This window comes from Azospirillum sp. B510 (genome assembly GCF_000010725.1).
Classification (GTDB): Bacteria; Pseudomonadota; Alphaproteobacteria; order Azospirillales; family Azospirillaceae; genus Azospirillum; species Azospirillum lipoferum_B.
Genome location: NC_013855.1, coordinates 948,982 through 972,500, shown reverse-complemented (window position 1 = coordinate 972,500; position 23,519 = coordinate 948,982). Strand labels below are relative to the sequence as shown.

18 protein-coding genes, 1 tRNA gene, 2 rRNA genes, 8 pseudogenes and 1 other annotated feature (1 of these 30 running past the window's edge) are annotated in these 23,519 nt (G+C 64.8%); of the genes and pseudogenes, 16 read left to right on the top strand and 13 right to left on the bottom strand.

Translation table 11 applies throughout. The annotated features are described in order from the left end of the window. The 3 genes from AZL_RS19390 to AZL_RS19380 form a co-directional block, all read left to right on the top strand. Positions 1-832: ribosomal RNA gene (locus AZL_RS19390) — 23S ribosomal RNA — on the top strand; it begins 1,912 nt to the left of the window's first position. Between the two features lie 135 nt (positions 833-967). Beyond that, a 5S ribosomal RNA gene (gene rrf, locus AZL_RS19385) occupies positions 968-1,083 on the top strand. Positions 1,084-1,164: 81 nt separating this feature from the next. Next, positions 1,165-1,241: transfer RNA gene (locus tag AZL_RS19380), tRNA-Met, on the top strand. Here AZL_RS19380 and AZL_RS37665 read toward each other — a convergent pair. Further along, complete coding sequence (locus tag AZL_RS37665) at positions 1,198-2,874, bottom strand: recombinase family protein (protein WP_012976167.1); 1,677 nt, start codon at positions 2,872-2,874, stop codon at positions 1,198-1,200. The genes AZL_RS19380 and AZL_RS37665 overlap by 44 nt on opposite strands. Positions 2,875-3,212: 338 nt before the next feature. Further along, complete coding sequence (locus AZL_RS19365) at positions 3,213-4,106, bottom strand: hypothetical protein (RefSeq protein WP_012976166.1); 894 nt, start codon at positions 4,104-4,106, stop codon at positions 3,213-3,215. Positions 4,107-4,575: 469 nt separating this feature from the next. On the opposite strand from AZL_RS19365, the gene AZL_RS19360 reads away from it, so the two are divergent. Both AZL_RS19360 and AZL_RS19355 read left to right on the top strand, forming a co-directional pair. Further along, positions 4,576-7,329, top strand: coding sequence for a MobA/MobL family protein (locus AZL_RS19360; RefSeq protein ID WP_042444282.1), 2,754 nt, complete (start codon positions 4,576-4,578; stop codon positions 7,327-7,329). A gap of 99 nt (positions 7,330-7,428) precedes the next feature. Further along, entirely contained in the window at positions 7,429-7,785 is a 357-nt protein-coding gene (locus AZL_RS19355; protein WP_042444280.1) for a hypothetical protein, read from the top strand. A gap of 649 nt (positions 7,786-8,434) precedes the next feature. On the opposite strand, the pseudogene AZL_RS34540 reads toward AZL_RS19355, so the two are convergent. The 5 genes and pseudogenes from AZL_RS34540 to AZL_RS37655 all read right to left on the bottom strand — a co-directional run. After that, positions 8,435-8,686, bottom strand: a pseudogene (locus tag AZL_RS34540) (transposase); the annotation flags it as partial. Between the two features lie 153 nt (positions 8,687-8,839). After that, positions 8,840-9,595, bottom strand: a complete 756-nt coding sequence (istB, locus tag AZL_RS19345) for an IS21-like element ISAzs2 family helper ATPase IstB (RefSeq protein WP_012976164.1) — start codon at positions 9,593-9,595, stop codon at positions 8,840-8,842. 10 nt (positions 9,596-9,605) lie between these two features. Further along, on the bottom strand, positions 9,606-11,120 hold the full coding sequence (gene istA / locus AZL_RS19340; protein ID WP_012973785.1) for an IS21-like element ISAzs2 family transposase: 1,515 nt from the start codon (positions 11,118-11,120) through the stop codon (positions 9,606-9,608). 174 nt (positions 11,121-11,294) lie between these two features. Further along, positions 11,295-11,420: pseudogene (locus AZL_RS37660) on the bottom strand (transposase); the annotation flags it as partial. Next, positions 11,414-11,557 carry a hypothetical protein gene (locus tag AZL_RS37655; protein WP_162471001.1) on the bottom strand — a complete coding sequence of 48 codons (144 nt, stop codon included), beginning with the start codon at positions 11,555-11,557 and terminating at the stop codon, positions 11,414-11,416. The pseudogene AZL_RS37660 and the gene AZL_RS37655, both read right to left, overlap by 7 nt. Before the next feature lie 406 nt (positions 11,558-11,963). On the opposite strand from AZL_RS37655, the gene AZL_RS19330 reads away from it, so the two are divergent. Continuing rightward, complete coding sequence (locus AZL_RS19330; RefSeq protein WP_042444273.1) at positions 11,964-12,251, top strand: hypothetical protein; 288 nt, start codon at positions 11,964-11,966, stop codon at positions 12,249-12,251. A gap of 155 nt (positions 12,252-12,406) precedes the next feature. Here AZL_RS19330 and AZL_RS34520 read toward each other — a convergent pair. Further along, positions 12,407-12,625 (bottom strand): annotated as a pseudogene (locus AZL_RS34520) (IS701 family transposase); the annotation flags it as partial. An 84-nt stretch (positions 12,626-12,709) separates the two neighbouring features. On the opposite strand from AZL_RS34520, the gene AZL_RS19325 reads away from it, so the two are divergent. Continuing rightward, positions 12,710-13,531 (top strand): IS5-like element ISAli1 family transposase, encoded by an 822-nt coding sequence (locus AZL_RS19325; RefSeq protein ID WP_012976163.1) that lies wholly within the window; start codon positions 12,710-12,712, stop codon positions 13,529-13,531. A gap of 102 nt (positions 13,532-13,633) precedes the next feature. Here the strand turns inward: AZL_RS19325 and AZL_RS19320 are convergent, their stop codons facing one another. Next, on the bottom strand, positions 13,634-13,864 hold the full coding sequence (locus AZL_RS19320) for a hypothetical protein (RefSeq protein WP_148219497.1): 231 nt from the start codon (positions 13,862-13,864) through the stop codon (positions 13,634-13,636). Positions 13,865-13,980: 116 nt separating this feature from the next. Between AZL_RS19320 and AZL_RS19315 the strand changes: the two genes are divergently transcribed. Together AZL_RS19315 and AZL_RS37080 are read left to right on the top strand one after the other, a co-directional pair. Beyond that, positions 13,981-14,493 carry a winged helix-turn-helix domain-containing protein gene (locus AZL_RS19315; RefSeq protein WP_012976161.1) on the top strand — a complete coding sequence of 171 codons (513 nt, stop codon included), beginning with the start codon at positions 13,981-13,983 and terminating at the stop codon, positions 14,491-14,493. Beyond that, entirely contained in the window at positions 14,478-14,858 is a 381-nt protein-coding gene (locus AZL_RS37080) for a transposase (protein WP_247894420.1), read from the top strand. The genes AZL_RS19315 and AZL_RS37080 overlap by 16 nt, the downstream gene beginning before the upstream one ends. A 149-nt stretch (positions 14,859-15,007) precedes the next feature. Here AZL_RS37080 and AZL_RS19305 read toward each other — a convergent pair whose 3' ends face one another. Together AZL_RS19305 and AZL_RS19300 are read right to left on the bottom strand one after the other, a co-directional pair. After that, positions 15,008-16,084 (bottom strand): IS5-like element ISAzs10 family transposase, encoded by a 1,077-nt coding sequence (locus tag AZL_RS19305; RefSeq protein WP_012973766.1) that lies wholly within the window; start codon positions 16,082-16,084, stop codon positions 15,008-15,010. A gap of 303 nt (positions 16,085-16,387) precedes the next feature. Beyond that, positions 16,388-16,768, bottom strand: a pseudogene (locus tag AZL_RS19300) (IS256 family transposase); the annotation flags it as partial. 216 nt (positions 16,769-16,984) lie between these two features. Here AZL_RS19300 and AZL_RS19295 point away from each other — a divergent pair. Continuing rightward, entirely contained in the window at positions 16,985-17,770 is a 786-nt protein-coding gene (locus tag AZL_RS19295) for an FkbM family methyltransferase (protein WP_012975321.1), read from the top strand. Positions 17,771-17,893: 123 nt separating this feature from the next. Continuing rightward, entirely contained in the window at positions 17,894-18,574 is a 681-nt protein-coding gene (locus tag AZL_RS33525; RefSeq protein WP_052293677.1) for a class I SAM-dependent methyltransferase, read from the top strand. Positions 18,575-18,615: 41 nt separating this feature from the next. On the opposite strand, the pseudogene AZL_RS19285 reads toward AZL_RS33525, so the two are convergent. Then, positions 18,616-18,762 (bottom strand): annotated as a pseudogene (locus AZL_RS19285) (ISAs1 family transposase); the annotation flags it as partial. Between the two features lie 217 nt (positions 18,763-18,979). On the opposite strand from AZL_RS19285, the gene AZL_RS19280 reads away from it, so the two are divergent. The 3 genes and pseudogenes from AZL_RS19280 (at position 18,980) to AZL_RS34510 (ending at position 21,071) form a co-directional block, all read left to right on the top strand. Then, positions 18,980-19,354 carry a hypothetical protein gene (locus AZL_RS19280; protein WP_148219333.1) on the top strand — a complete coding sequence of 125 codons (375 nt, stop codon included), beginning with the start codon at positions 18,980-18,982 and terminating at the stop codon, positions 19,352-19,354. A 50-nt stretch (positions 19,355-19,404) separates the two neighbouring features. After that, positions 19,405-19,775: pseudogene (locus AZL_RS19275) on the top strand (transposase); the annotation flags it as partial. Next, positions 19,689-19,781, top strand: a sequence feature (AL1L pseudoknot). (Overlaps the previous pseudogene by 87 nt.) A 63-nt stretch (positions 19,782-19,844) precedes the next feature. Then, complete coding sequence (locus AZL_RS34510) at positions 19,845-21,071, top strand: IS110 family transposase (protein WP_012976159.1); 1,227 nt, start codon at positions 19,845-19,847, stop codon at positions 21,069-21,071. On the opposite strand, the gene AZL_RS19265 is transcribed toward AZL_RS34510, so the two are convergent. Then, the gene (locus AZL_RS19265) at positions 21,010-22,086 is read right to left on the bottom strand and encodes an IS5-like element ISAzs10 family transposase (protein ID WP_012973766.1); all 1,077 of its coding nucleotides are present in this window, start codon (positions 22,084-22,086) and stop codon (positions 21,010-21,012) included. The two genes, AZL_RS34510 and AZL_RS19265, sit on opposite strands and share 62 nt — an antisense overlap. Positions 22,087-22,166: 80 nt before the next feature. On the opposite strand from AZL_RS19265, the pseudogene AZL_RS33880 reads away from it, so the two are divergent. Both AZL_RS33880 and AZL_RS19255 read left to right on the top strand, forming a co-directional pair. After that, a pseudogene (locus AZL_RS33880) lies at positions 22,167-22,307 on the top strand (IS110 family transposase); the annotation flags it as partial. A gap of 302 nt (positions 22,308-22,609) precedes the next feature. Continuing rightward, positions 22,610-23,470 (top strand): annotated as a pseudogene (locus AZL_RS19255) (IS3 family transposase); the annotation flags it as partial. Positions 23,471-23,519 lie beyond the last annotated feature (49 nt).

Sequence of the window (23,519 nt, the reverse complement as noted above, 5' to 3'; positions counted from 1 at the left end):
GGAAAGACCCCGTGCACCTTTACTACAGCTTTGCAGTGGTGCTAGGGACTTCATGTGTAGGATAGGTGGGAGGCTTGGAAGCCTGGGCGCCAGCCCGGGTGGAGCCAACCTTGAAATACCACCCTTGAAGTCTCTGGCATCTAACCGTGGCCCGTGATCCGGGTCCGGGACCCTGCATGGCGGGTAGTTTGACTGGGGCGGTCGCCTCCCAAAGTGTAACGGAGGCGCGCGATGGTGGGCTCAGAGCGGTCGGAAATCGCTCGTCGAGTGCAATGGCATAAGCCCGCCTGACTGCAAGACTGACAAGTCGAGCAGAGACGAAAGTCGGCCATAGTGATCCGGTGGCTCCACGTGGACGGGCCATCGCTCAACGGATAAAAGGTACGCCGGGGATAACAGGCTGATGACTCCCAAGAGTCCATATCGACGGAGTCGTTTGGCACCTCGATGTCGGCTCATCACATCCTGGGGCTGGAGCAGGTCCCAAGGGTTCGGCTGTTCGCCGATTAAAGTGGTACGTGAGCTGGGTTTAGAACGTCGTGAGACAGTTCGGTCCCTATCTGCCGTGGGTGTCGGAGTTTTGCGAGGATCTGTCCCTAGTACGAGAGGACCGGGATGGACATACCTCTGGTGCACCGGTTGTCACGCCAGTGGCATGGCCGGGTAGCTAAGTATGGACGGGATAACCGCTGAAAGCATCTAAGCGGGAAACCCACCTCTAAACCAGAGCTCCCTTGAGAGCCGTGACAGACCATCACGTCGATAGGAGGCATGTGGAAGGGCGGCGACGCCTGAAGCTAAGCCTTACTAATCGCTCGATCGGCTTGATCCCAACCCCACACAACCGCGCCATGCGCAGCAGCAAGCCTGCTTGACGCAAACAAGCCGGTTCGATACATCCTCTCAATCACTTGCACGTTCAAGCATATGCCTTGTTGGAAGGAGCGTCGGTCTTGTGCCTCGGTGACCTGGTGGTCATGGCGAGGTGTCAAACACCCGATCCCATCCCGAACTCGGCCGTGAAAAGCCTCCGCGCCAATGGTACTGCGTCTTAAGACGTGGGAGAGTAGGTCGCCGCCAGGTCGCTCGGGCACAAGAGACAATCTCTCCAAAAACAAGCCGCTTGAAATCTTCACAGTCCATCATCCAATAATGAGAGACATCCGCGGGGTGGAGCAGCCCGGTAGCTCGTCAGGCTCATAACCTGAAGGCCGCAGGTTCAAATCCTGCCCCCGCAACCAACGACAGTTGACAGCCCGCCTCCCACGAGGCGGGCTGTCGGCGTTTCGGGTCCGCCTCGGCGCATGCCTCCAGGATTGCCAGCAGGTCGCCATGAAGCTGCGCCTCCAGCCCGGCGCCCCAGGGGCAGGGCGACAGCACGACGCGGTCGACCATGGACCGGATCATCTCCATCGCGGCCATCCCCTCGTCGCCGTCGCCGAGCACGGACTCGAGCTCTGCGATCTTCCGTCGGTACAACTCCGGCAGGTTGGCCGGCAGCAGCATCTCCGGCGCCTCCGTGCCCAGGGCGTCGATCTCGGCGGCGAGTGTGGCGCGCTCGGCCTCCAGGGCGGACAGCCGCTCCTTCAGGGCCGGGCTGTACATCCCGTTCTCCACCGCCTCCAGGATCGACGCGATCTTCCGGTCGATGCCGACGAGGGCGCGCTCCTGGTCGCCGCGCCGGTTCCGGGCTTCGGCCTGATCACGCCGTTGCGCCACCACCATTTCCTCAATAAAGGCGGCGACCACGTCAGCGCCGAGCAGGCGCTCCTTCAGCCCGGCAAGAACACGGCCCTCGATTGCTTGCCGGCTGATGGTGCGGTCGTTCGGGCAGGTGCCCGAATTCCGGTGGCCGGCGCAACCGTAGCGGTCCTTGCCCATGATGGTGTAGCGGCCGCCGCAGACGCCGCACACCAGCACGCCGGACAGAAGGAAGCGCCGCCGATGCACGCGGTTCAGAGCGTTGCCCTGGTCATCCCGACCGATCTCGGTGGCAACCGCCTCCTGTCGCACCTTGACGCGGTTCCATAGAACGTCGTCGACGATGCGCAGTTCGGGGACTTCGACAATCTCCCGCTTTTCCTGAGGGTTGATGCGGGCGACGCGCTTGCCGGTGCCCGGATCCTTGACGAACTCGCAACGTCCCCATTCCAGAACGCCGGCATAGTTGGCGTTGTTGAGGATACCGGTCCCGCGGGCGACCTGTCCGCGGATCGTGGTATCGACCCATCTCCTCCCCCTGGGACCTGGAACGCTCTCGTCGTTCAACAGGCGGGCGATGGCGCGGGGGCTCATGCCGTCGGCGTACAGCGTGAAGATGCGGCGGACAACGGCGGCTTCGTCCGCGTTGATGCGGCGGTACCCGCCACCAGCCTTGTCACCGTCGACGATGTCGTATCCATAGGCTTTGCCGCCGGGAATACGTCCCTCCTTGGCGAGGCCGAGATGACTGCGTCGGGTCTTCTGACCGGTCTCCTTGAGCTGTACCTGCGCCATCATGCCCATGATGGCGATGTGGAGCGTGGTGATCTCGCCGAGGTGGGGCGTGTACAGCTTGATATTGTGGAGGTTGAGGCGGTCATAGAGATCGGAGGTGTCCGCCAACCGTCGGCCCAGACGGTCGATGCCCTCCGACACCACGAGATCGAAGCGGCGGCGCCCGGCATCATCCACCAGCTTCAGAAAGCCCGGGCGGTGCCGGGAGGCGCCGCTGATCGCGGCGTCCGTGTAGGTATCGACAACCTCCCAGCCCTGCTGGACGGCGTAACGCCGGCACAGCTCGATCTGGTCGGCGATCGATTCCTGGCGCTGCTTGTCGGTCGAGTAGCGCGCGTAGATCACGGCGCGGAGCCGGGGGTGCTGGAGGACGGTCATCGCAAGGCCTTCAGGGAGAACGCGATCAGGGCGGCGAGAAGAACAAGGGCGAGGCCGGCAGCGAACGTCATGAAGCCGGCCTGGGACGGCCGTCGGCGCATCTCATGGCGCGCCAGAATGCGCGCCAATCCGAGCAGCTTCTCGAGCGGAACGGTCCCCTGCTCCTGCTGGGGCGGCTGGACAACGGGCGTCGTCGTCGCGGCGGTGGAGTCGGTGGTGTGGGGCACGGGTGGAAAGTCCATGGTGGGAGCGGCCATGACGATATAGTCCGATGGTGGCAGAAGCGGAAACACAGCGGCAGATCGGCGTCGCCGACGCCAACCCGGTCATAGGTGCGGTCAGGAATCGGGCTGCGCGGCCATGGCCGGCAGCCCCAACGAGCCCTGCTTGGCGGGCTTCACCTTGCCGCCGGCTTCACGATGGGCGGATGCCGCGAGCGTCGCCGCGAACGGCTCCAGAACCTCCAGCCGCCCCCGCAGGCGGGCGTTCTCGCGGCGCGCTTCGTCCAGCGCCTGCTCCACCTGATGCTTGTCGGTCAGTTCAGAACGCAGCTGGTCGAGCTGCAGCGAGGAGCGCAGGAGGGCAGCCTTTTCTTCCGACAGAAGGCGGTTCACGGTCTCCACAGCGGCTTGCGCGTCCGCCGCCTGCCGCTGCCAATCCTTGATCTCTGCGGACATGCGGGTCAGCGCCGCGTTCTGCTGGGCGACCGTCACCGCCAGCTGGTTGCGGTCTTCCGTGATCCGGTCGTGTTCCTGCGCCAGATCCTCATAGCCCTGCTCCTGTTCAGCGATCTCGGCCGTCAGGGCGTGCAGTTCGCTCCGGCAGGCCGCGCTTTCGTTCTGCAGGGCTGCCAGCGCGGTGGCGTGCTGTTCCGCGGCGAGGCGCCTCTCCTCCTGCCGCATGGTGTCGATCGACGCGATGAAGGCCGTCAAGGCGCCGTCGAAGGCACGCCGCATCTGCTCGGCCGCGGCGCAGGACTGGACGTCAACCGGCCCTCCCGCGATCGCATTGCCAGACGTGCTGACCGCGCCCTTCTGAATGACGAAGAGGTGAGGGGCGGTCTTCCTGATGTCATGGATGAAGCGCGATACGTCGCGCAGGGAACCCCCGCCAATTTCGGCGCGGATGCGGCGGTATGACGGATAGGCGTGGTCCTTCGACACGATCTTGCTGACCGCTTCCGAGACGGACTCGTGCGTGATCAGGGGATGGGTGGGCTGGGAGCAGGACATCCAGAACCTCTGCGGGGACTACGGTTTGGGCGGCCGTGCCGTCGGCCGGCTGAGTATCTGGATGAGTTGCGATGCCAGGAAAGGGCTGCGGCGACGGAATCTTGACGGTTCCGGTCCAAGCCGGCCGATTGTGAGGTGATACCGCGGTAGCGCTACCGGGTAGCGACACCTGATACCGGTGTTACCGTCGCCAACCACGTCGATCCCACCCCTCCGCCTGCGGGCCGCTCAGGTCCACCATTTCACCCAGGCGGTGCAGAAAATTGCCCGGCGCCCGATGCGGCGGGGCAGAACCCTCCATACGCTTCCTTCTGAACCAAGCTGCCCGGGCGTCGGACCGCCGGCCCTCGCTACGGGCAGCCTCGAGCGAAGAAGTGTGCAGTTAGGCGTTGCGGCGGGCCGCAACGCCTCCGGGGCCGGCCGGGGCCGGTTGCCGGATCGACGACGACGGCGGGGAGGTGCCGATGCCGTGGCGGACTTGGGATACTTTCGCATCGAACAGGGCATGCTCTGCCGTGGCGCCGGCGCGAAGGCCGGAGCGTCGGCGGCTTATCAGTCCGGTGGCCGGTTCCGCACTGTCATCGCAGCGGCCGCTTACCAGGCTGGGGTCGGTCTGACCATCGGCGCCGACCTGCGGGAGCTGTGGGCGGCGAAGGGGCAGGACCCTGTGTCGGCGGTCGTGGACTTCACGGCCAAGTCCGGTGTCCACCACACCGACATCCGCGTGCCTGCGGGCGCGCCCGCTTGGTGCGCCGACCGGCAGACCTTGTGGACCAGGGTGGAACTCAGCGAACGGCGCCGTGACGCGACGCTGGCGCTGCAATACACGCTGTCGCTCAGCCGGGAGGTCCCCATCGCGACATCGATCCGGTCGGTCGAGCGCTTCGTCGATGAGCACCTCGTGGCACGCAACCTGATCGCCGACATTGCGGTCCACCTGTACGGGCGCCCCCTGGACCCCAGGGTGCCGGCCGCCGCCGAGAAGTTGGCGAACACGGTCGATCCCGCGTGGCCGGTGATCCCGGTGGCCCGTGTCCCCAGCGCTCCCCCGGTGGACGGCCCCCACGCCCTGGAATTGCCCGATGGGCGCCTCGTCGTCTACCAGCCGCACGCGCACGTTCTGGCGACGACGCGCCCGCTCGTCGACGGCGCCCTCGGCCCGAAGGACCGCGACCTGTCGCGGAAGGCTTTTCTGATCGGAAGCCGTAAGCTGTGGGAGCGGCTGTGCAACGAGGTCTTGGCCGAAACCGGGGCGACCCATCGCGTATCTCAGCGGTCGAAGTGGCATCGCCACCGTCAACAGCAGGACCTCGGCGCCGCTGGGCCAACCCCTGAACCGCTTTCCCAGGTGCCGCTCGGTCCGGCCTATCACCCGGTCGTCGAGGGGCGCGCTCTGGATTTTGGAGGAGTGGACGTCATGCCTCATGAATTCAATGCCATTGTGGCGGAACTCGAAAAGTCCAGACGCGCAGCGCCCGACAAAAAATCGGCGCGTCTGGCTCGTGCCGTTGTCCGGATCGAAGAGCTGGAAGCGCAAGGGGTTCGTTTCAGCCGGGAAACGGGTGGGATGGTGAAGGTCGAAGCTCCTCGCGGTGTTGTCGTTGACTGGCATGACCGCGGCTTGTGGAGCGGGATACACGAGATGGTGCTCGACTACCTGGAGATCCGCGACGCGGAACGGAAAGCGCGCGCGTCCGAACCGCGCTCCGTCGGGACCGCCGTTCCTGAGGCAAGTGACAGGACGGTGACGGCGCCGGAACCGACGGTGGAGGCGGCGCGGCTGCGGGAGGAACTGGATGCTGCCACGCGGAGCGTCGCGACCATCGCGGCGGCGACCGGGCAGGCGCAGCCGGATGCCGCGGCCTCTCTGGCCGATGGCATCGTCACCGTCGCCCGCGGCGCCATGGCGACCGCGTACGAGAGATCGCGCGGCGTGCTGATGCGCGAGCAGCAGGCGCGTGCGTCGGCGGAGACGCGCGCCGAGGAACTCACCGTGGAGTTGGTGCGTGCGAAGGCCGCCCTGGCGCTGGAGCAGGAGAAGCGGCGGGCAACGGAAGCGGACTGTGGTGCCCTCCGCGCGGAAGGGACTTCACTGCGGCAGCAACTGACCGAGGCGAAGCGCAGCGCCGAGGTGGCGACCATCATGGGAGCGGCTGCCGCCCGGCAGGCCGACGAAGATCGGCAAGGGCGTCACCGCGCCGAACAGGCACTCCGCCTCGTGCGCCGGACGGTCGACACCGACGCTGCCGACGAACAGTTGGCGCTTGAGCTGCGCAAGCGGTTGCAGGCTGCCAGCCGACAGTCCGACGCCGTGGAGGCGGCGGCGCGGTCAGCGGGGCTGACGCCGGAGGGCCTGCCCAGCGAACCCGGCGCCCGGCTGCGGGCGATTGCGCAGGCGAACCGTGACCAGGCACTGGATGAGGTGGCCACCCTGTTGGACGCGCCGGTGCGGGCGCTTGGTGTGCACCTCCGCGGCGCCGCTGCCGAGCGGATTCCGGCGGCTCTGGCGATCCTCACGACGGCGATCGAAGGTCGGGATGCGGAGCTTGCGCGGGAGCGCGCCAGTCGGGAGCAGGCGGAACTGGAAGCGCAGGGATGGAAACGCGCCTACGAGGTTCTGGTTCGCCACGGCCGGCGATTGGTGATGCTCCTTGCCCGGCAGGCCGGGCTGGTCGAACCGGCGAAGGCGGCGTGGCGTCTGCTGATGGATGCCATCAGTCATGGCAAGGAGCCGGGCGATCTTTCCTCTGCGCTCGCCAGCCGGCGCAATGATGCTCCAGCGCGCGGTGAGGCGCCGAACAGGAGCCCGCGGCAGGAGGAGGGCCAACGGACTGGCCGCACCGACAAGGTGAAGTCCGACGCGGAAGCGGCGCCCATCATGGGCGGCGTGAAGCCACCCGCGGCAACCCAGGAGTCGCTGGAGGTCATGACAGGGGAGAAGCCGCGGCCATCGGACGCAGTGGCGGGCGCCGTCCGGTTGACCAGCGCCGCGACCGAGGCCGTCAAGGCCTTGGAGGCGCGGCTCAGCGCGATGAGCAAGGACGACTTCTTGGAGGCCGCGCGGGCAACCGAACGGGCAGCGCGTGAGGCGGGCGAGGAGGGGCGCCGGAACGAACACCGGCACGCCTATTCGGTCATCGCAAGGGTTGCGCGGCAGCGTGGCGTCGCCCTGCAGCCTCTCCAGCCGTCCAAGCCCCGGATCCTTGACGAGTATGTGAGATGACAGGCTGCGGTCGGAGCGCGTCGGCGTTGCGTCCACCCGGAGTGGCGGCTTGCCCTGCGGGCCGCCACTCCGGGCGGTCGCAACTCAGGACGACCCGTGATGATGACCACCCCAGTTCGGAGCGGCGCAGCCCTGGCCGCGTGCATCGAAGACGACGCGATCATCCGTGTGCTTCCGGCGGAAAAGAGCGCGGCAACGATGAAGTTCGTGGACTGGCTTCAGGAAACCCTGCAGCGCTGGGCCTGCGGGCAGCGTGGCGCCGCCGACCGTCGGACGCTGGACATGATCGTCCAGGCAGCGGAGGCGATGGACTACCGGCTTTCCCTGACCGTGCAGGACATCTTCGACGTTGTGGAAGACCTCGACGCAGCCCTTGATGCCGGTTTGCTTCTGCTGCGTGGGTTCGATCGGCCCGTCATCCGTGTGCATCTCGTGAGCAAGGGTGCTGCGCAGTAGGTGGGGACGCCGGAGCGTCCTGGTGCATCCCTCTGAAGGAACCCACCGCGCTCCGTCCTGATACGGCCTCCCTGCCTCGACCCATCGGGCACGGCGCTTTCTTTTCGGCAGGGCACGTTGCTGGTCCCGAACGCGGCTGCATACAGAACTGGACGGAAGGGCTGTCATCCCGGCGGGACCGGAGTGTCCAGCTGAGTTGTCCCGCCTCTCCGTTCAACACCTGCCGATCGTCCAATCCGCTAACCCCTTGGCCTTGTTGCTGATTCCCACAACAGCGTCCGGAATTCTGCCGATGTGCCTGCCGATCCATGGTCAATCCGCAAGCCTTTGATCGTGCGAGAAATTTTGAGGTCACAGTCTGCCAACCTTGCCGATCCTCGCCGCAGCGTCGGAGACGGTCCTTGCGTCCGACGGGGCTTGCAAGATTGGTGGCTGGCCGGTTGCGATCCAAGTGGCGGGGAGCGTTCTGTTTCGCCAATTCGACGGCCCTGAGTTGGGCTTGACGCGTCACGGCGACCGCATGCGCTCCCTGGATGACCAATTGAGGGCAAAACACCAGAGATAATTTTCCAAGAAGACGTTGATCGCAAAGGCTTTGTCCGGCATTTCCGTATGATCTCCGATTTGCCGGACAAACGCTGCCATGGCAGCTCCCACCGCGCCCTAGCACCTCCATCCGATGCCGGCGGTCTTGTTGGTCAGCGCTATGGCGGCGAGTTTGGCTGGCTTGCGCTCCAGTAGCTTCGCCGCCCAGCAGCAGGCCGCGTGGTCTTGGCGCGCCAGCCGCAATCGCCGTGGCGCCGGCGACCAGCAGGCGACGGAGGTAGCCTTCGCCCTGCTTGCCGATGTCGACCTGACGGTCCTTGCCGCAGCTGCTGTGCGCCTTCGGCGTCAGCCAGAGCTGCGTATTTCGGCGAATTCGCCCAGGCGTTTCGGTTGAAAGCGCCCACCGTTTCGGCGAAAGCGCCCACCCGAATTGCAAGCTGGTGGGAGCCGGGGCCGAACCCTGGATTTACGTTATGAAGGTTGTGGGTTTGGTTGCCAAGCACCGGCCTTAGGTGTCGGGGGTTTCGCTGGCGGCATCGGCCTTGGTGCGGCGCATGGAGTCGCCATGCAGGTCGATGCGGTAGGCCCGATGCACGAGGCGGTCGAGGATGGCGTCGGCGTAGGTGGCATCGCCGATGAGCCGATGCCAGTTGGCCACGGGAACTTGGGTGGCCAGCATGGTTGCGGCCCGGTCGTGGCGGTCATCGATCACCTCCATCAGGTCCAGGCGCTGAGGCGCGGTCAGCTCGGTCATCGTCCAGTCATCCAGGATCAGCAGGTCGAGCCGGGCGATCCGTCGCAGCAGCCGGGCGAGCGAACCGTCCAGGCGGGCGGTGGCCAGATCGTCCAGCAGGCGGGTCAGCCGGGTGTAGAGTACGCTGTGGCCTTCCCGCGCCGCCTGGTTGCCGAGTGCACAGGCCAGCCAGGTCTTGCCGATCCCGGTCGGGCCGGTGATCAGAACCGGCCGGTTCTCCTTCACCCAGCGCCCGGTGGCCAGCTCGCGCACAACACCGCGATCGAGCCCACGCGGGGTGCGCAGGTCGAGGTCCTCCAGGCAGGCCGTCTGGCGCAGCCGGGCACGTTTCAGTCGGCTGGCGAGTGCGGTGTTGGCGCGCTCTGCCGCTTCCCGCTCGATCAGCGTGCCCAACTGCTCGTCGAAGGCCAGTTGGCCGCGATCGGGCAGGCGTTCCAGCGCCTCCAACCCCTTGGCCATGCCGTACAGCCGCAACTGGCGCAGCCGCTCGTGGTTGACGTGCTTCATCATCGTATCTCCGTCAGTGATAGTAGGAAGGGCCGCGCAGATTGGTGTGCTCGCCGGCACCGGCCGCGTCCGCCGTTGTGGCCGGGGGAGCGGTCAACCAGCGCTGGACGTAGCGGTAGGATCCGACGTTGGCCTCCAGCGCCGCCTGGCAGGCTTGCTCCAGCCGGCTGGTGCCGTGGGTGGCCGCCAAGCGGATCAGGCCGATCCCGGCCCGCACCGCCTGTTCGGGGTGATCGGCGCCGGCCAGGATGCGTTCGAACAGCAGCGCGGCGGCCGGGCCGATGGCGGCCAGTTCGGTCTGGATGGCATCGGGGGTGAAGCGGGCGACGGCCCGGTGGTTGGCGGGGCGATGGGCGTCCAGCGTCACGGTGGCGCCGTCCTGCCGGCGGACATGGCAGGCCATCCGCTTGCCGCGCAGGAAGACGCTGATCACGCCGGCGGTGCTGTGCACGTCGACCGTCTTGCCGATCAGCGTGTGGGGCACCGAGTAGACGCCGCCGTCGAGAGCGAGATGATAGTCGGGCGGGACCTTGTGGCGCGCCCAGGTGCCCGGCACGAAGCGGTCCGGCGGCAAGGGGCGCAGGGTCGGCTGCTCCTCGGCGGCGAACAGGCCGGCGCGCGTGTCCTGCGGCCGGCGGCTCAAGGGAGCGGCATTGAGGGTGGCCAGCTTGTCGCGCAAGGCCGCGTTGGCGGCGTCCAGCGTGGCGAAGGGCGTATCGCGCAGCGGGGCCAGCACCCGCCGCTCGACCTGCTGCACGCCGTTCTCGGCGCTGGGCTTGTCGCGCGGGCGCCGCACCCGGGCCGGCAGGACGGCGGTGCGGTAGTGCCGGGCGAGATCGTGATAAGCCGGGTTGATCGCCGGATCGTAGAAGGAGGCGTGGCTGACGCCGACCTTGAGGTTATCCGGCACCAGCTTGCCCGGCACGCCGCCCAGATGTTCGAACAGCCGGGCGTGGGAGGCCAGCCACTCCTCCGCCTGCTGGGTCCAGGTCGCCTCGGCATAGACGTAGCCCGAATACGGCAGGCAGGCGACAAACACCTGGGCCTGCCGCGCCTCAGCGCCGAGCCCGACGGTCAGCGTCATCCCAGCGTAATCAACCTCGATCGCCGCCCCCGGCCGATGTTCCCGGCGCAGACGCGGCTCGGCATGAGCACCCTGCCATGCCCGGAAATGCTGGACGAATTGGGTGTAGCGATAGCCGCCGGGATGGACCTCCAGGTATTCCTCCCACAGCAGCCGCAGCGTTACGCCACGGCGGCCGAGTTCCCGGCTGATGTGCCGCCAGTCGGGCACCGGGCGCGCCGACGTGACCGGAGGCGGGAACAGCCGCTCCTCCAGCTCGACGTCCGTCCAGCCCAGCACATCCGCGTACTGCAGCCCGGAGGCCCGTAGCCGCTCCAGGTAATCGCGCACGGTGCTGCGCGGCAGCCGGCAGGCATCGGCAATCTGCCGTTGGCTGGCGCCAAACTCATCCCGCAGACGAAGGACTTCTCTGATCCGCCGCATGTCCGACCTCGCTCGGGGCATCCCGATCCTCCTTGGCCTGTGCCGTGGAAAGATCATGGGGATGCCAAAGGCTGGTTCGGACCCCGATACCACCACTCCTACGGGTGGGCGAATTCACCGAAACGGCTGGGCGCTTTCACCGTTCTGCCCGGGCGCTTTCCGCCGTTCCCGCTGGGTGCTTTCCGCCGAAATATGCAGCCAGAGCCAAGCGGCGAACTGCTGGCCCGATCGGAACAACGCCCCATCCGACACTACCGCGGCGATCAGGCTGGCGGTGATCGGCCCAATGCTGGGTATCGTCGCCAAGCGGCGGCTCACGTCTCTGGCGCGATCCCACTCCAGATACCCGCCTCCAGCCGGTCGATTTCCTCGTCGAACAGACGGAGTCGGTCGACGAGACCCTGCGGCGCCCGCTGCGCCAGTTCCGGCATCCGCGGCGTCACATTCCGTGACGGCATCAAGGTCACCGATGCCGTGTCACAGCACGCCGCCTGATCGGCCTATCACCCATTTCCCCTTATGCCCCGGCCAGCCCGAACTTGACGGTATCGCTCAAACCTCATTTTTCCTTGGGTCCAGCGGTGTTCACACATGACGGTTTCCACGGCAACGGACAAAACAAGCAAATGATAAATCTCATCCGTTCAACAGAACGGTAAATATAATTTTGACCGCTATATAATATATGTGCTGCAACGGATCAAAATCCTTTGAAAATTCTCCGCCGGTCCACTATGATTTACGAGAGCTAATAGGGGTGTTCTGCGGTTGACGTGCCTTGGCTTCGTTATTATCATTCCTCACCAACTATGCCATTTGCCATCACGCCTTAAACCCGTAAACGATTCGCTGTGGAGAAGACGTATGCAGAAGATTTCGTGGCGCCGGTACAGGCTGGATGCGCTTGATGGCCTTCGCTGCCGACGCGCCACCATCCATGGCGTCGAAGCAGAAGTGGTTGAGATGGATTACCACGAGGGTTGCGGCTGGATCTGGTCCGTCGTGGTGCCGCTGGATCCGGATCGCGTCCCGCGGGAAAGCGGGATCGCGGCCACGGAGGAGCAAGCTATGGCCGAGGCCGTTTCGGCGGCGGACCGCTGCGTCAGCGCGCATGAACGTGCCGTGCTCGTTGCGGCTAAACCTCGGTCTTAACATTACAGTTGCGATGGATTGACCTCCCGCCTGTTGAGCAGGCTTTGGGCATTACAGTTGCGCTTTTTTACGGTGAGCTTGGCAGGCGAGTGCTTGATGGCATCGCCTCGCAGTTGACCATGCGATGACGTCGGCGGGCTCGATCCGCCGTTGGGTCAGGCGGTCGGCAACACGACGGATCTCCTGCATCGACCAATGGACCATGAGCGAGGAACTTTCCTCATCGTTTTTGGGGGCGTTGCAAGGGTATCGGCCTTGTGTCGGACCACGACCAGCAGGGCGAAGGCGAGCATGACCAGTGAAACGTGTCGGTGCCAGCCGTGCCAACTCCGCGTCTCGTTGTGATCCAACTCCAGCCCGGTCTTCGCCGTCTCTAAGAGCCTGACCCGAAAAGAATTGAGTGATTTCAGTCTCTTGTGATTCGATCGATGTTGCGAAGCATGACGAATGACAAGACAATGTGGACTGAAATCACCCGAGCGCAGTATCAGCGAAAAGGATTGAGGTATTCAAGCGACACGACGGACGCGGAGTGGGCGGTGCTCGAACCACTCCTCCCGGCGGCTCGACGCTTGGGACGGCCGCGAACGGTCAACGTGCGCGAGATCGTGAACGGCATCCTCTTTCTGGCGACCTCCGGGTGCCAGTGGCGGCAACTGCCGAAGGATTTCCCGCCGATGACGACGGTCCAGCGCTATTTCTACCGCTGGCGCGACGATGGGACCTGGGAGACGATCAATCACGCCTTGGTGGCGATGGTTCGGGAAAGCATGGGACGGGAGGCCAGCCCGACAGCGGGGGTGATCGACAGCCAGTCGGTCAAGACGACGGAAGCAGGTGGCCCCCGTGGCTACGACGCGGGCAAGTGCATCAAGGGGCGCAAGCGGCATGTGTTGACCGACACCAATGGCTTGCTGGTCGCCGCCATCGTTCATGCCGCCGACATCCAGGACCGTGATGGCGCCCCGGCGCTCCTCGCCTCCGTTCGCACGCTCTTCCCCTGGCTTCGCCACGTCTTCGCGGACGGCGGCTACGCTGGACCCAAGCTGGAAACCGCTTTGGCTCAGATCGGGACATGGACTCTGGAGATCGTCAAGCGGTCCGACGCCGCCAAAGGCTTTGAACTGCTGCCTCGGCGGTGGGTCGTTGAGCGTACAATCGCTTGGCTTAACCGCAATCGCCGCCTCGCCAAGGACTTCGAGGCCACCGTCGAGAGTGCCGTCGCATGGGTCTTCATCGCCAGCGTCAAACTGCTCTCAAGACGGGTGGCTCGAACATAGACACAGCTTTGCCGATTCCGAGTCGGACTCTAAGGCGTCCTCGATCAACCAGCGTTGTCCCTCGACTCGGACTAATGTGTCCACCGGCGTACCGTGCCGGCACTAGGTTGTGAAGAATGAAAGTTTTTCATCAACGGGGCGTCGCATCAACAGCAGGTCGCGCGTCGAGAGGACAAAACTGGTCGGCACTACAACTATCTCAGGATCGAAATCGGCCAATTCCAGGTAGGGCCAGTCATAAAGCCGCAGCCCCTTGGTGCCGTTGCCCGCCGACAAGCGAATCCAGCTCTCCGCCGGCAGCTCCCTGGCGACCTTCTCGGCGGTGCCAGACACCGACAATGTCGGGCTCCAGGAATTGATACCGGTGAGCGGAGCCGCTGACTCACTGAGAGGGATTCCCAAGGCCGGCAATCCGTGATTCGATACCCCATCGCGATGGGGAGGAGCGAATGCCAGCGGCGTTGCCGATCCGGGAAGACTTGAGCGCGAGCGAATTGCGTGCCTTGGCGCGGCGGGAGCACAAAGGGCGGGTGGCGGCCCGGATGTTCGCCATCGCCCATGCGCTCGACGGGGTGAGCCGGGCGGAAGCGGCGCGGTTGGCCGGCATGGACCGCCAAGCCCTGCGCGATGCGGTGGTGCGTTACAACGCCGAAGGCGTCGCCGGGCTCTATGATCGTCCACTGCCCGGCCGGCCGGAATGGCTGAGCGAGGGCGAACAGGCGACGCTCAAGGCCATCATCCTGGCCGGCCCCGATCCGAGACGGCACGGCTGCGTGGAATGGACCCTGCCGATCCTGTGCGAGGTGATCGCCGAACGCTTCGCCAAGACGCTGCATCCGGCCAGTCTGTCGCGCATCGTGCGTCGGCTGAACCTGTCGAAGCAGAAGACGCGGCCCCGCCATCCGCAGTCCAACGCCAAGGCCCAGGCCGCCTTCCAAAAAAGGGGCTGCGCGAAGCGCTGAAGGCCGCGGCCGCTGCGCATCCGGAGCGTCGCCTCCAACTCTGGTTCCAGGACGAAGCGCGCATCGGCCAGAAGGGCCGCACCGCGCACCGCTGGTGGGAGCGCGGGCAGCGTCCGGCCGGGCTGTGCGACAAGCGCTTCACCTCGGCCTACCTCTACGCCGCTGTCTGCCCGGCCAGCGGCGCCGACTTCGCGCTGGTCATGCCGACCGTCTCCACCACCGCCATGAGCCTGTTCCTGGGCGGCTTCTCCCGCAGCCTGGAACCGGACGTCCAGGCGGTGCTCGTGCTCGACCAGGCCGGCTGGCATGGATCGCGGGCGCTCGTCGTGCCGGGCAACATCACGCTGGTGCCGCTGCCGCCCTAACAGGACGCGGAAAAAGGCTCGTGTATGGCGTCCTTGCCTCTGCGGAGGCTCGAAATTTGGGCCTTTTGCACCCGCTTTGGTCGAAATCAGCGGGTGCACCCCCGGCCTGGAGCGCCCAAGGCCGCCTTTTGGGCGGACTCCGGGCGTGATTATGCCGCCGCCAGTAGCTTTGGCAGGCGGATCAGGTTGTAGGCGGCGGCGGTCAGGGTGAACATCCAGCCGACACGGGCCGTGCCGCGATGGCGGGTCTTGCGTAGCCCGGCCCCTTTGATCCAGCCGAACACCTCCTCGATGCGCTTGCGGATTCGTAGGCTGACTGCATAGCCGGGGTGGCGGGTGGTTCGGCCGTCGATGGCCGAGCGGCGGTTGCGGGTGTTCTGGGCGACGTGCGGGGCGGCGCCCAACTCGCGCATGTTCGCCACGAAATCCTTGGTGTCGTAGGCCTTGTCGGCGCCCACCGTGATGCGGTGGCGGCCGGGGATGGCCTCGACCATGGACACCGCCGCCTCGCGCTCGGCCAAGCCGGTCGCCGCGGTGAGCCGGACATTGACCACCAGGGCGTTCCGGTTCTCCATCAACGCATGACCCATGAAGGCCAGCTTCGCCGGCTGCCCGTTGCCCTTGCGGTACAGCCGCGCCTCGGGGTCGCTGGTCGAGGCATGGGTCTCGTTGGACCGCTTCTCGCCGTGAAAGTCGCGTTCGCCGTTGCGTCCCGGCCCCGGCGGCTCACCGCTGCCATCTTTGGGCCGGAAGCTCTTCACGCTGGCCCAGGCTTCGATCAGCGTCCCGTCCACCGAGAAGTGCTCGTCCGACAGCAGCGCTTTCACCTTCGGCTGGCCCAGCACGGTGGCCAGGAACTTGGCCGCCACATCCCCGGCCAGCAGACGCTCCCGGTTCTTGGTGAACACCGTCACGTCCCACACCGGAGCGTCCATCGACAAGCCGACGAACCAGCGGAACAGCAGGTTATAGTCGAGCTGTTCCATCAGCTGGCGTTCCGAGCGCACCGAGTAGAAGGCCTGGAGCAGCAGCGCCCGCAGCAGCTTTTCCGGCGGGATCGACGGCCGGCCGATCTTGGAGTACAGCCCCTCGAACGCCGGTGACATCACCTCCAGCGCTTCGTCCACGATGGCCCGGATCGGCCGCAATGGATGGGTCGCCGGAACCCGTGCCTCGCAGCTCACGTAGCTGAAAAGACCTTCGCTGCGTTCGTCCGAGCCCCGCATCATTCCCTCAACGGTCGCCTTTGCCCTCACTGGAGGGAATCACGACACGACAGCCGTGCACAGCCCTTTTTCCGCGGCCTGCTAATTCATAACTCGGGCTGTCTCACAGTCGTTGACACGTTCCGCACCCGATCAGCGTCGACGGAAACCCGGTCGACGACAAGGCCGGCTGGGAGCAACGAAAGCAGTGATTTGGACAAGGAAACCGGAACTCTGGAGGGAAAAGTGTTCCCTCTATGTGCTCATCCTCGCGTCGATCTGCACCGAGAATGCGGATGGGCCAAACTTCATTCGGCCTTTACAGGTGGAGACGCCGCGCAGATAGAGCACCGGCAGCAGCGCGTCCAGGCTCTTGGTCCGCCGCGCCCAGCGGGGCAGGATCGCCGAGGTGAAGCGGACCCGCTCGCCAGCCTCGGCGCCGCCACGGTCGCGCACCTTGGCGCGACGGACCGGCACTGGACCGATGCCGGTCTGGATCGTCCATTCAGGACCATGGCCGTGCCGCACGACCCGCTCGCGGCCGTCCGGCAACGTGACGGCCTTCATGGAGGCCAGAAAGCTTTCCACCTCCGCCTCGATCGTCTGCTCCAGCAGCCGGCGGGCACCAGCCCGTAAGATGGCGGTCAGCGGGTCGTCGATCTCCTCCGGCTGACGCAGCCAAACAACCTTGCTATTCTCATCCATGGCGTATCGCTGCCTCGTGGAGGTTCGGGCAGGTTTCGTCACCAACCTCGATACGCCGCCCTCTTCAGACCGTCATCACCCAGTTTCCCGCATAGCTCAGCGGTGATCCTTGAGCTTTTTGCGTAGCGTCCATGACAGGGTGGTTGAGCGGCGTGGCGCGATGGGATAAGAAGGCGGAAGCCTGAACTTTCATGCGTCTTGACGCGGAATTTCAAAATGAACTCCTATAAAAAAATCCAGTTCCCGCATAATGGTGATGTGGCATCGTTTCTTTTGTCGCCCCCACTGGGACGGGCGTTGGAGTCCGGATTTTTCCATGAGCAATTTACATCCTTGACCTTTCTTGAGCTTCTTCGCCCCGGCGACACGGTGATCGATGTCGGGGCTTGCGTTGGCTACTACTCCCTCCTGTCCTTTGCGGCCATGCGCGGCCAGGGGCGGATTTTGGCATTCGAGCCGAATCCCCAGACCTATGTCCGTCTGGCCCGCCATATTGCCGCCAATGGCGCCTCCTGCATCATGGCCTTCAATGCCGCATTATCGGACAAGGTTGGTGCCGGCCGCATCCTGGCCAACAGCCAGGACATTGGGCTGTCCCGCGTTTTGGGAGCGGAGGACACGGTGGGGCAGGAGGACGCCGTCTTCCCCTGCACGTCCCTGTGTCTGGACGATCTTGTCGAGGATTTGCAGCTCACCACAATCCGTCTCATGAAGATCGATGCCGAGGGCCATGAGCAGCATGTGATGAAGGGAGCCCACCGCACCTTGTCGCGCCGCCTGCCCGATTACGTCGTGTGCGAGATCAACCGGGGGGAGCTGCTGCGCAATGGGTTCGGCGAGATCCCGCTCCGCAAGACCTTTGAGGAGTATGGGTATCAGACGGAGCTGATCAACAACGTCGGTGTCGACCTGTGTGGCGGGCGGAACCGCAAGCCCTATCCGCTGCCTGAGGTTGTTGAAACTAACACTGTTTTCAATCTCTTGTTCCGCCGTGTTCCATGATCGCTGGGATTTCTGCTTTCTCTTCGATGAAATCCGCTTCCGTATGGCCGGTGATTCTCTTGTGGACCGGCTGTGCCGCCATGATGGCGGACGGCGTCCAAGATCGCGCTGAGTGGGGTGGTGATGGACGCGGTTGTCCTTGACGGCGAGCGCGGCGATACCGCCTCGTGCCTGACCTACGTCCAGTCGCTCGGGATCGATCCAGGCGCCCGGATCCTTGATGTCGGCTGCCGTCATGGCAGCTTTCTTGAAAATCTGCGCCGGCGTGGGTATGGCGACGTCTATGGGGTGGAGGTGGACGCCGCCGCCCTCGCCAAGGGAGAGGCCGCCTACCCCGCGTTGAAGGGGCGGATGCAGGCCTATGACGGTACGACCCTGCCTTTTCCCGACCAGAGCTTCGACGTCATCACCATGTTCGATGTCATCGAGCACATCCCCGAGGTGGAAGCCTATCTGGCCGGGCTGCGCAGGGTGTTGCGGCCGGGGGGACGCCTTGTTTTCCAGACGCCGAACCTGCTGATCGATGCGCCCTATTGGATCCTGGCGCTGCGCGCCTTCAATCGCGAGAAGTTGGCCCTGATCTTTCGTGAGCATTGCTCGCTCCAGACCTATGGCAGCCTGCACCGGCTGCTCAAGCGCTCCGGATTCCATGACGTGACCATCGAGCGCAACCACAGTGACACCGAATTCAAGAAGGATTTGGTGCGGGAATCGCTGGGCTGGCCCGGTCTGCTTATCCTCCAGGCCTCCAACCATTTCCCGATGGTGCTTTGCCCAAACTTCTGGGGCCATGCCCGAGCATAGGGGACTGTCGGAGTTTCCGCTATCCTCAGGGCAATCGCATATCAGATTTGGGCGAGCAGTTTTCGGAGGAAGGCGGAATTCCAGGCGGCTCGCAGCAGCTTGACGCGGGTGGCCCCCTTGGAAGCATCCTTTGAGACGAGGTTGATGGCGAGCCGGAGGACGGCAAGGTTTTCGGGGCCGTTGTCCTTGTGTGCATCGGCGTGGAACAGTAGGCCAGTTTCGGGGGTGATCGGCGTCCCAAACCCATCCACCTCCTGATCTGGCAGACTTCCACTCTGGGTTGTGCGACAGGGTGGCCAAGCGAGGATGCTGACGGTGGAGACGATAGCGCGGATCCGACGGGAGCACGCAAAGGGGAAGAGTGAGCGGGCGATCGCCCGGTCGCTGAAGGTGTCGCGGGAGACGGTGAGCAAGTACCTGCGCTCGGGGGAGACGGCGCCGCGGTATGAGCGGCAGGTGCAACCCTATCCGCAGTTGGGAGCCTTCCAGAAGGAGTTGGAACGGCTGGTCGAGGAGAACGATCGTCAGCCGGCGCGGGACCGGCTCGATTACCTGGGCCTCTTCAAGCGCCTGCAGGCGGCGGGCTTTCCGGGCGGCTATGATGCGGTGCGCCGCTACATCAAGCGCTTCCGGCAGCGCCAGCCGGTAACCACGCCGGCGCAGGCCTTTGTGCCGCTGACCTTCGCGCCGGGTGAGGCCTATCAGTTCGACTGGGCCGAGGACTGGATCGTCCTGGACGGCGTCACCACCAAGGTGCAGGTGGCGCACGTCCGGCTGTGAACCGCACCGGGTTTGCTGGAGGCCCCGTTTCTTGAGAGACTGGGTTCAACATGACGAAGCAAGCATCACCCAAATACGCCCCTGAAGTGCGCGAACGCGCGGTTCGCATGGTGTTTGACCACGAAGGCGAACACGCGTCGCAGTGGGCGGCGATCAGTTCGATCGCTGCGAAGATCGGCTGCAATCCCGAGACGCTGCGGAACTGGGTCCGGCAGGCCGAGCGTGACCAGGGCAAGCGGCCCGGTCCGACGACGGACGAGCAGGAAAAGATCAAGGCGCTGGAGCGTGAGGTGCGGGAGCTACGCCAGGCGAACGAGATTCTGCGCAAGGCGTCGGCGTATTTTGCTCAGGCGGAGCTCGACCGCCCGTTCAAGCGATGATCGCCTTCATCGACGCGCACCGCGCTGTCCACGGGGTCGAGATCCTATGAGGTGAAGAGCGACTGGAACCGGGTCAGAGTTCTGGTCCAGCACTGAACCCGGAGGCCGTCATGTCCAGCACATCCAATTCCACCGCCATTCGTGTCGATCTCGGCGCGATCTTCGTTTCGCTTGAGCTGAGCCAGTCGAAATGGCTGGTCACATCACTGACGCCGGGTGGTGGCGAGAAGATGTCGAAACATCTGGTCAAGGCAGGGGATATTGGTGACCTGCTTTTGCGATTTGCGGAATTACGACGCAAGGCTCTGGTTCGGACTGGGCAAATCTTTCCAATTGTTGTGATCCAGGAAGCAGGGTTGGACGGCTTCTGGATTCATCGGGTCCTACTCCAGGAAGGGATCGAAAGTCACGTTGTCGACCCGGCATCGGTAGCGATTTCGCGCCGCCGTCGTCGGGCAAAGACCGACAGGATTGACGGCGAGGCGCTCGTCCGAACGTTGCTGGCCTACAAGCGGGGCGAGCCTCGCGTTTGTGCAATGGTAAGGCCGCCAACGCCTGAAGAGGAAGACCGGCGGCGGATCGCGCGGGAACGCAAGGTACTGGTCAATGAACGGGTAGCGCACGTCAATCGGATCAAGGGGCTGCTCTACAGTCATGGCGTCGGAGCTTATGAACCGCTGCGGCGCGATCGCCGGGAGCGGCTTGATGAGCTCCGTACCGGAGATGGCCGCCCATTGCCACCCCACCTGCAGGCGCAGATTTCGCGGGAGCTTGACCGCCTTGAACTGGTGCTTGCACAGATAAAGGACATCGAGCGGGCGAGTACCGACATGCTTACCGCAGAGGCGCTCGCATTTCCCGGCGCCGCTCTGTTGCTGGGCCTGAAAGGGATTGGAGCGGCGGCCGCGGCCGTGTTGTGGGGCGAAGGGCTTTGCCGGCATTTCGACAACCGCAGACAGGTCGCCGCCTACGCGGGCCTCGCGCCGACACCCTGGCAGAGTGGCCAGGTGGATCACGAGCAGGGAGTTTCAAAATCAGGTAATCCACGTCTGCGCACGACGTTGATCCAGATCGCCTGGCTGTGGAACCGCCACCAGCCGGATTCCGCACTGACGCTTTGGTTTAACAGGACGCGGAAAAAGGCTCGTGTATGGCGTCCTTGCCTCTGCGGAGGCTCGAAATTTGGGCCTTTTGCACCCGCTTTGGTCGAAATCAGCGGGTGCACCCCCGGCCTGGAGCGCCCAAGGCCGCCTTTTGGGCGGACTCCGGGCGTGATTATGCCGCCGCCAGTAGCTTTGGCAGGCGGATCAGGTTGTAGGCGGCGGCGGTCAGGGTGAACATCCAGCCGACACGGGCCGTGCCGCGATGGCGGGTCTTGCGTAGCCCGGCCCCTTTGATCCAGCCGAACACCTCCTCGATGCGCTTGCGGATTCGTAGGCTGACTGCATAGCCGGGGTGGCGGGTGGTTCGGCCGTCGATGGCCGAGCGGCGGTTGCGGGTGTTCTGGGCGACGTGCGGGGCGGCGCCCAACTCGCGCATGTTCGCCACGAAATCCTTGGTGTCGTAGGCCTTGTCGGCGCCCACCGTGATGCGGTGGCGGCCGGGGATGGCCTCGACCATGGACACCGCCGCCTCGCGCTCGGCCAAGCCGGTCGCCGCGGTGAGCCGGACATTGACCACCAGGGCGTTCCGGTTCTCCATCAACGCATGACCCATGAAGGCCAGCTTCGCCGGCTGCCCGTTGCCCTTGCGGTACAGCCGCGCCTCGGGGTCGCTGGTCGAGGCATGGGTCTCGTTGGACCGCTTCTCGCCGTGAAAGTCGCGTTCGCCGTTGCGTCCCGGCCCCGGCGGCTCACCGCTGCCATCTTTGGGCCGGAAGCTCTTCACGCTGGCCCAGGCTTCGATCAGCGTCCCGTCCACCGAGAAGTGCTCGTCCGACAGCAGCGCTTTCACCTTCGGCTGGCCCAGCACGGTGGCCAGGAACTTGGCCGCCACATCCCCGGCCAGCAGACGCTCCCGGTTCTTGGTGAACACCGTCACGTCCCACACCGGAGCGTCCATCGACAAGCCGACGAACCAGCGGAACAGCAGGTTATAGTCGAGCTGTTCCATCAGCTGGCGTTCCGAGCGCACCGAGTAGAAGGCCTGGAGCAGCAGCGCCCGCAGCAGCTTTTCCGGCGGGATCGACGGCCGGCCGATCTTGGAGTACAGCCCCTCGAACGCCGGTGACATCACCTCCAGCGCTTCGTCCACGATGGCCCGGATCGGCCGCAATGGATGGGTCGCCGGAACCCGTGCCTCGCAGCTCACGTAGCTGAAAAGACCTTCGCTGCGTTCGTCCGAGCCCCGCATCATTCCCTCAACGGTCGCCTTTGCCCTCACTGGAGGGAATCACGACACGACAGCCGTGCACAGCCCTTTTTCCGCGGCCTGCTAAGGATCAGGTGGCTAGGAATGGGGGACGGCTCAAGAAGACGATGATCGTCGCCGTTGCCCGAAAACTGTTCGTCGCGCTTTGGAAATATACCCGTGCGGGCGTCGTCATTGAAGGTGCCGTGCTGAAGGCCGCCTGACGTTCCGAGCGCTCATCAATTTCTCCGGGGAAAACCTTCCCGCTGGAGCCCGTACGGGCGAACCGAAGATCGGCATGGCTGTCAAACAGCCGCGGTTTGAGAATGGTCTCGCCCAATTGAGCCTTGCCCGCCGCATGCGGGATGTTGGTGCAGTCGCCCCAGTCGACTGACCGTATATAAGTTGGATCAGGCCCGGTTTCCGGGCCGCGTCATTGAAGCAGGCTCACGCCGTGGATACCAGATAGCGCTACAGGAGCATAAAATGAAAAGCTGACGAACATTTCCGTTGATTCTCCTCATATAAGCCGATCTGCAAAGCGCTGCCGATCGCCCCGTCCAGGGTGCGCCGGCATGTCGCCCGTCAGGCCGATCCGGCCAAGCTACCGGAACGGGTCCGTCGGGATGCCGGGTTGAGAGCCGACATCCGGCGGGTGTTTGACGAGAATTTTCAGGTTTATGGGGTCCGTAAAGTATGGCGGCAATTGCAGCGGGAGGGTCGGAAGGTGGCCCGTTGCACGGTCGGACGGCTGATGCGCGGGATAGGCCTGCGGGGTATCATTCGCGGCAAGCCGGTGAAAACAACCATTCAGGACAAGGGCTTGCCCTGTCCTCTGGATCATGTGAACCGGCAGTTCCGAGCCGAACGGATGGACACGTTATGGTTGTTCGATTTCACCTATGTCCCCACCTGGAACGGCTTTGTCTATGTGGCCCTCATCATCGACGCCTTCGCCTGCAAGATCGTTGGCTGGCGGGTTTCCCGGACGGCCGATGCCGGTTTCGTCCCGGATGCCCTGGAACAGGCCCTGCATCAGCGCCGGCCGGTCGGCAAATCCGGGCTGGTTCACCACTCGGACAGGGGCAGTCAATATGTGTCCATCAAGTACACCGAGCGTCTGCTCCAGGCTGGCATTGAACCCTCCGTCGGCAGCGTCGGCGATTCCTATGACAACGCCTTGGCCGAAACCGTCAACGGGCTCTACAAGGCCGAGATCATCCACAGGCGAGGACCTTGGAAATCCTTCGAGGCCGTTGAATAGGCCACCCTCGAATGGGGCGACTGGTTCAACAACAGGCGCCTGCTCGAACCCATCGGAAATATTCCGCCAGCAGAAGCCGAGCGACGTTACTATGCTGACCGGGAGGCCATGCCCATAGCGGCATGGCTCACGAACAATGGCCGCCGACAATCCCGCTGCGGTTCAAAAGGGC